Origin of the sequence: Flavobacterium sp. PLA-1-15, assembly GCF_049060005.1 — a bacterium.
Taxonomy (GTDB): Bacteria; Bacteroidota; Bacteroidia; order Flavobacteriales; family Flavobacteriaceae; genus Flavobacterium.
The window spans coordinates 153,541-160,707 of sequence record NZ_JBMGQS010000005.1 but is presented as its reverse complement, the minus strand read 5'-3'; the positions used below and the strand labels follow the sequence as shown (position 1 = coordinate 160,707).

Sequence of the window (7,167 nt, the reverse complement as noted above, 5' to 3'; positions counted from 1 at the left end):
TTTATTTTTAATTCATTTCGCTATAACCCACAACTTCCCCAATCAAGGTTCCGCTGGTGCAAGTATTGATTTTTACATTCACGAAATCTCCAATTTTATAATTTTCTCTTGGGAAAACCACCGTAATACTTTGCGAATTTCTTCCTGAAAATTGTTCCTTTGATTTTTTAGAAGTTTTCTCGATTAGAACTTCAACGGTTTTTCCGATGAATTCCTCGCTTCTGAACCAGCTGTGTTTTTGCTGTAAATCCACAATTTCTTGTAATCTTCGAGCTTTTGTTTCTTCTGGAACATCGTCTTCCATTTTTCTTCCTGCCAAGGTTCCTGGTCGTTCTGAATACGAATACATGTAACCAAAATTATATTTTACAAATTCCATCAAACTCAATGTGTCTTGATGATCTCGTTCGGTTTCGGTTGGAAAACCGGCAATCATATCTTGCGAAATACTACATTCGGGAATGATTGTTCGAATTTTCGTTATCAAGTCAAAATATTCCGCACGTGTGTGCAAACGGTTCATTTCTTTCAAAATTCTATCACTTCCCGATTGAACCGGAAGGTGAATGTGTTTACAGATATTTGGATACTTTGCAATAATGTGCAAAACACTTTCGTGCATATCTTGCGGATTTGAGGTTGAAAAGCGAATGCGCATTTTTGGGAAAGTAGTTGCCACCATTTCCAATAAGTTGTCGAAATTCACGGCAGTTGCTTTTTGCATATCCGATGCTTTTTCGAAATCTTTTTTCAAGCCACCACCGTACCATAAATAGCTGTCCACATTTTGCCCCAAAAGTGTAATTTCCTTATAACCTTGATTCCAAAGATTGGTGATTTCGGTCATAATGCTTTGCGGTTCACGGCTTCGTTCGCGACCACGCGTGAACGGAACTACGCAAAACGTGCACATATTATCGCAACCTCTGGTGATAGAAACTAAAGCTGTAATTCCGTTACTGTTGATTCTTACAGGAGAAATATCTCCATACGTTTCGTCTTTTGATAAGATTACGTTGATTGCGTCGTTACCTGATTCTACTTCTGCAAGAAGATTTGGCAAATCTTTGTAAGCATCTGGACCTACGACCAAATCGACGATTTTTTCTTCTTCCAGGAATTGGCTTTTCAAACGTTCGGCCATACAGCCCAAAACGCCAACCTTCATTTTCGGGTTGATGCGTTTTACGGCGTTGTATTTTTCCAGACGCTTACGGATAGTCTGTTCTGCCTTGTCTCTAATCGAGCAGGTGTTTACCAAAACTAAATCAGCTTCTTCTAGGATTTGGGTCGTATTGAAACCATTTTCAGATAGGATGGAAGCGACGACTTCGCTGTCTGAAAAATTCATCGCACAGCCGTAACTCTCGATAAAAAGTTTTTTGGTATTCCCCGTTTTATGTTCTAAAACCAAGCTTTCGCCTTGTTTGTTCTCTTCAATAATCTTTTCCATACGTCTTCCTTCAGCGGAATTTATTCGATTTGCAAAGATAGGATAAATTTAAGGAATGTGACAAGTTGGCAGGAAAATTTTAAGAGTTGCTAAGTAGTTGAAAAAGCAAATTTTTAAGTTTTGGCTTCTGTGTGATTTTATTTGGAAAATTGTTTTTGAAAGAATACTTATACCTTAATATATATCATTTGAAATTTTTAAAGATTTCAATTGTCGACAATATTGGTCCAGAAGATTCCAAAAACTAAAATAGATTTTCAACTAGCCCCGATGGGAGGGAAAAGCCTTTTTGTTCCGCTTCTTTAGCGGACAAAAAGCTTTGGAAGGACAGCGGGAAAATGGATTCCCAAAATACCTTTTGTTCCGCTTCTAAAAAGATAAATTTTATGCGCTGAAAATCAGCTAATTTGAATTTAAAAAAATCTAAAAACGCAATATTTAAAAAATTCACATACTTTTGCGACAGAAATTAAAGCATTATGGCAAAGAATTTAGTGATAGTTGAGTCGCCTGCGAAGGCAAAAACCATAGAAAAATTTTTGGGAAGCGATTACCAGGTGGAGTCCAGTTATGGGCACATTGCGGATTTGCCTTCCAAGGAAATTGGGGTGGATGTATTGAACGGATTTACACCAAAATATGAAGTTTCCCCTGATAAAAAAGCGTTGGTGACGAAACTAAAAGGACTAGCGAAAAAAGCCGAAATGGTTTGGTTGGCGAGTGATGAGGACCGCGAGGGAGAGGCCATTTCTTGGCACTTGGCGGAAGAATTGAATTTGAAACCAGAAAACACAAAAAGAATCGTTTTTCATGAGATTACCAAAACGGCGATTTTGAAAGCGATTGACAATCCGAGAGGAATCAATTATGATTTGGTAAACGCACAACAGGCGAGAAGAGTCTTGGACAGATTGGTAGGTTATGAACTTTCTCCGGTCTTGTGGAGAAAAATCAAAGGCGGTTTGTCGGCAGGAAGAGTACAATCTGTTTCGGTTCGATTGATTGTGGAAAGAGAGAGAGAAATCCAGAATTTTAATGCCGTTGCAAGTTATTCGGTTGTGGCTGAATTTGCTAACGAAGCTGGAAAAACATTCAAGGCGAAGTTGCCAAAGAATTTCAATACTAAAAAAGAAGCCGAAGATTTTTTAAATAAAAATATCGGGTCTATATATAAGGTAGCGGATTTGGAAACAAAACCTACCAAAAAATCTCCTGCGGCGCCATTTACAACTTCGACTTTGCAACAGGAAGCGGCCCGTAAATTGTATCTTCCGGTTGGAATCACGATGCAGTTGGCACAACGTTTATACGAAGCCGGTTTGATTACCTACATGAGAACGGACAGCGTGAATCTTTCTGCGGATGCGATGAATGCGGCGGAAGCGGAAATCATCAAATCGTATGGCAAAGAGTTTTCAAAACCTAGAAGTTTTGTAACGAAAAGCAAAGGTGCTCAAGAAGCACACGAGGCAATTCGTCCAACGGATATGTCGCGTCACACAGTGAATATCGACAGAGACCAAGCGCGTTTGTATGATTTGATTTGGAAGAGAACGTTGGCTTCTCAAATGAGTGATGCGCAATTGGAACGAACCAACGTGAAAATTGAAGCGAATAATCACAGCGAATTATTTTCTGCAACTGGAGAAGTTTTGCTTTTTGAAGGTTTCTTAAAAGTGTATCTGGAAGGAAATGATGACGATGATGAAGAGCAAGAAGGAATGTTGCCTGCGATGAAAGTCAATGAAAAATTGCAAAACAATTATATTACAGCGACTGAAAGATATTCAAGACCGCCAGCGAGATATACCGAAGCTTCTTTAGTTAAGAAATTAGAGGAACTTGGAATTGGCCGTCCGTCGACTTATGCTCCGACAATTTCTACGATTATCAACAGAAATTATGTTGAGAAAGGAAATTTAGAAGGAAACGAAAGAAACTATACGCAGTTGACTTTGGTATCTGGAAAGCTTGGAGAGAAATTGCTCAAAGAAACGACAGGTTCTGATAAAGGAAAATTGGTTCCGACAGATATTGGTACAATCGTTACTGATTTCTTGGTGAAGAATTTCGAAAGAATCTTGGATTATAATTTCACGGCAAAAGTAGAACAGGATTTTGATGAAATTGCAGAAGGAAATGTGAACTGGGCAAAAATGATGCAGGAATTCTACGACCAATTTCACCCGAATGTAAAAGATGTGGAAGCGAATGCTGAAAGAGAAAGTGGTGAAAGAATTTTAGGGAAAGATCCAAAAACTGGAAAACCTGTTAGCGTTCGTTTGGGGAAATTTGGTCCGATGGCTCAGATTGGGGATGCGGAAGATGAGGAAAAGCAGTTTGCCAGTTTGATGAATGATCAGAATATCGGAAATATTACTTTGGAAGAAGCTTTAAAATTATTCTTGCTTCCGAAAAATTTGGGTACACATAAAGGAGAAGAAGTGGAAGTGAACAATGGTCGTTTTGGTCCGTATGTTCGTTTTGGAAAAATGTTTATTTCGCTTCCAAAAGGTGAAGATCCGCTGGATGTGACTTTTGACAGGGCCAAAGAATTGATTGCTGAAAAAGAGGAAGCGGATGCTCCGATTGCAACTTATAAAAGTGAGCCGGTTCAAAAAGGTGTTGGTCGTTTCGGTCCGTTTATCAAATGGAACGGAATGTTTATCAACGTGAGCAAGAAATATAATTTTGACAATCTTTCGCAATCAGATATCGTGGAATTGATTGAAGATAAATTACAGAAGGAAATCGATAAAGTTTTGCATCATTGGGAAGACGAAGGTATCAAGGTTGAAAAAGCGCGTTGGGGACGTTCGGTAATTACCAAAGGAAAAATCAAAATCGAACTAAGCAAAGATGTTGACGCAACGAAATTGACGTTGGCAGAAGTTCAAGAAATGATCGAGAAGAAATCGCCTGCAAAGAAAACGGCGGCGAAAAAAACTACAGCAACTAAAAAACCGGCTGCAAAAAAAGCAGTTGCCAAAAAGAAATAATATATGGAGTTTGATTTCCTGTCGCCCTTAGATGATGAGATCTTAGAATTTATCAACGGCCTTTCTTCTCAGAATCTGGGAAGCAAGGTTGTTTTGCATACAAGCGAAGATTTTCCGGATTTGAGTAAAATTAAATTGGTGATTATAGGCGTGAAGGAAAACCGAGGTGCGCACATTGAAGTTGAAAATACCAAGCTGAGTCATATAAGAAAAGAATTGTATGGATTGTTTCCGGGTAACTGGGAAGCATCGATCGCCGATTTGGGAAATATTTTAGCAGGAAATGATATCGAAGATACTTATTTTGCTTTGCGTAAGGTGGTGTCGTCGTTATTAAGAATGAGAATCATTCCGATAGTCATTGGTGGTTCGCAAGATTTGACCTACTCCTTATATAGGGCATACGACGAATTGGAGCAAATGGTAAACCTAGTTTCGATTGACAATAAATTCGATTTTGGTGATGCGAATAAACCTTTGTCTGCAGGTTCTTACTTAACAAAGATGATTGTTGAAGAGCCGAACAATCTTTTTAATTTTAGCAATATAGGTTATCAAACCTATTATAATTCGCAGGAAGAGATTGATTTAATAGATAAATTGTTTTTTGAAGGATATCGCTTGGGAGAAATATCGAATAATATATCGATTTCGGAACCGGTTTTTAGAGATGCTGATATAATATCATTAGATTTAACATCTGTAAAGTCTTGCGATTCGGGTAATTTTATTACTTTTACCCCCAACGGATTTAACGGTAAGGAAATATGTTCTTTGTCAAGATATGCAGGAATTAGTGATAAAGTGTCGTTATTTGGCATTTTTAATCATAATAATTCAAAACAAGAGTCCGTTTTGATTGCTCAAATCATCTGGTACTTTATAGAAGGCTATCATTATCGCTCAAATGAATATCCATTTGGAAGCAGGGAAAGCTATTTAAAGTACATAGTACCATTGGACGACGAGCAATTAGTGTTTTATAAAAGCGACAAAACTGAGAGATGGTGGATAGAAATACCATTTATTTCAAATGTTAATAATAAATTAAAAAGAAATACGTTATTACCGTGTTCCTATGATGATTATCTAGGAGCAATCAATCAGGAAATACCTGAGAGGTGGTGGAAAGCCCAGAGAAGAAATATTCTCTAGCAAAAATTCATAGTTGAGTGTAAATTAGAATTGTATATTTAATTTCACATAATTTTAAGTTTTTGTTTGTAAAAAAATTGTTTTTTAGAAAAATAATAAATAGGTTTACGCCCTTAAATTTACGAATATATCATAACCCAATTTATATGAAGAAGTTCATTGCATTTGCAGCATTATCATCATTATTATTTAGCTGTGGCTCTAGCGACAAAGGGGAACTAGTAGGTGTGAAAGGAAAGAAATGGCATCCTGAAAAACCATACGGTATGACTTTAGTTCCAGGTGGGTCCTATATTATGGGTAAGTCAGACGACGATTTAGCCAATATTGGAGATGCTCCAACTAAGACCGTTACAGTACGTTCTTTTTATATGGATGAAACGGAAATTACCAATAGTGAATACCGTCAATTCGTAGAATGGGTAAAGGATTCAACAATCAGAGTTCGTTTGGCTATCATGGCCGACGAGCAAGGTCAAACTGCAGGTACAGGTGGTGGTAAAAACGCTTCAGGTATTGGGGATTTTGCTTTCGCTGATGCTGATCCGGCTAAAATGACTCCTTATGACAAATATATGTATGAAAACTACTATAGTGTTGGTACGGAAGATGATATGTATGCTGGTAGAAAATTGAATAAAAAAGTAAAATTGATTACCGATACTTCAAAGTATCCAGATGAATTTTATTCTGAGGTAATGGATTCTATGTATCTTCCTCTTGAAGAGTCATACAATGGTTTGAGAACTATTGACAATAGCAAATTGAAATTCAGATATACTGAAGTAGATTTGAATGAGGCTGTTAAGAAAAAAGGAAGAAAAGGGTTTATTAAAAAATCTGAGCCGGTAGAGATTTATCCTGATACAACTTCTTGGATTAAAGATTTCTCTTATTCTTATAATGAGCCAATGCATAATGATTATTTCTGGCACCAAGCATACAGTGATTATCCTGTAGTAGGAGTTTCATGGAAGCAATCTAAAGCATTCTGTGCTTGGAGAACTTTGCATAAAAATGCTTACATCAAATCAAAAAAGAAAAAAGGACGCAACTTGATCAATTCATTCAGATTGCCTACTGAGGCTGAATGGGAGTATGCTGCTCGTGGAGGTCTGCAATCTGCAACTTACCCATGGGGAGGTCCTTATACAAAAAATGACAGAGCTTGTTTCTTGGCTAACTTTAAACCAAACAGAGGAGATTATGCTGCTGATGGGGCTTTGTATACAGTAGAAGCTAAGTCGTTTGATCCAAATGGATATAACTTGTATAATATGGCAGGAAACGTTGCAGAATGGACTGATTCATCTTACGATGCTGGTTCTTATGAATTCGTTTCAACAATGAATCCAAATGTTCCTGATGCTAAAAATCAGCGTAAAGTTGTAAGAGGCGGATCTTGGAAAGATGTAGCCTATATGTTGCAAGTAAGTACTCGTGATTTTGAATATGCCGATACTGCTAGAAGTTACATTGGCTTCAGAACGGTTCAAGATTACATGGGAACTCAAACAACAGGTAACGCACCTCGATAATTGAATTATTTAAACCAAACTT

At 37.5% G+C, this 7,167-nt stretch carries 4 protein-coding genes; 3 read left to right on the top strand and 1 reads right to left on the bottom strand.

Annotation, left to right across the window (positions count from 1 at the left end):
• Positions 1-7: 7 nt before the first annotated feature.
• Positions 8-1,453 carry a tRNA (N6-isopentenyl adenosine(37)-C2)-methylthiotransferase MiaB gene (gene miaB / locus ACI6PS_RS05875; protein WP_421011614.1) on the bottom strand — a complete coding sequence of 482 codons (1,446 nt, stop codon included), beginning with the start codon at positions 1,451-1,453 and terminating at the stop codon, positions 8-10.
• Between the two features lie 479 nt (positions 1,454-1,932).
• Between miaB and topA the strand changes: the two genes are divergently transcribed.
• From topA to gldK, 3 genes are all read left to right on the top strand, one after another.
• Positions 1,933-4,452, top strand: coding sequence for a type I DNA topoisomerase (gene topA, locus ACI6PS_RS05870; protein WP_421011613.1), 2,520 nt, complete (start codon positions 1,933-1,935; stop codon positions 4,450-4,452).
• A 3-nt stretch (positions 4,453-4,455) separates the two neighbouring features.
• On the top strand, positions 4,456-5,607 hold the full coding sequence (locus ACI6PS_RS05865; protein WP_421011612.1) for a formimidoylglutamase: 1,152 nt from the start codon (positions 4,456-4,458) through the stop codon (positions 5,605-5,607).
• A gap of 146 nt (positions 5,608-5,753) precedes the next feature.
• Positions 5,754-7,145 (top strand): gliding motility lipoprotein GldK, encoded by a 1,392-nt coding sequence (gene gldK / locus ACI6PS_RS05860; protein WP_421011611.1) that lies wholly within the window; start codon positions 5,754-5,756, stop codon positions 7,143-7,145.
• The last annotated feature ends 22 nt before the right edge of the window (positions 7,146-7,167 follow it).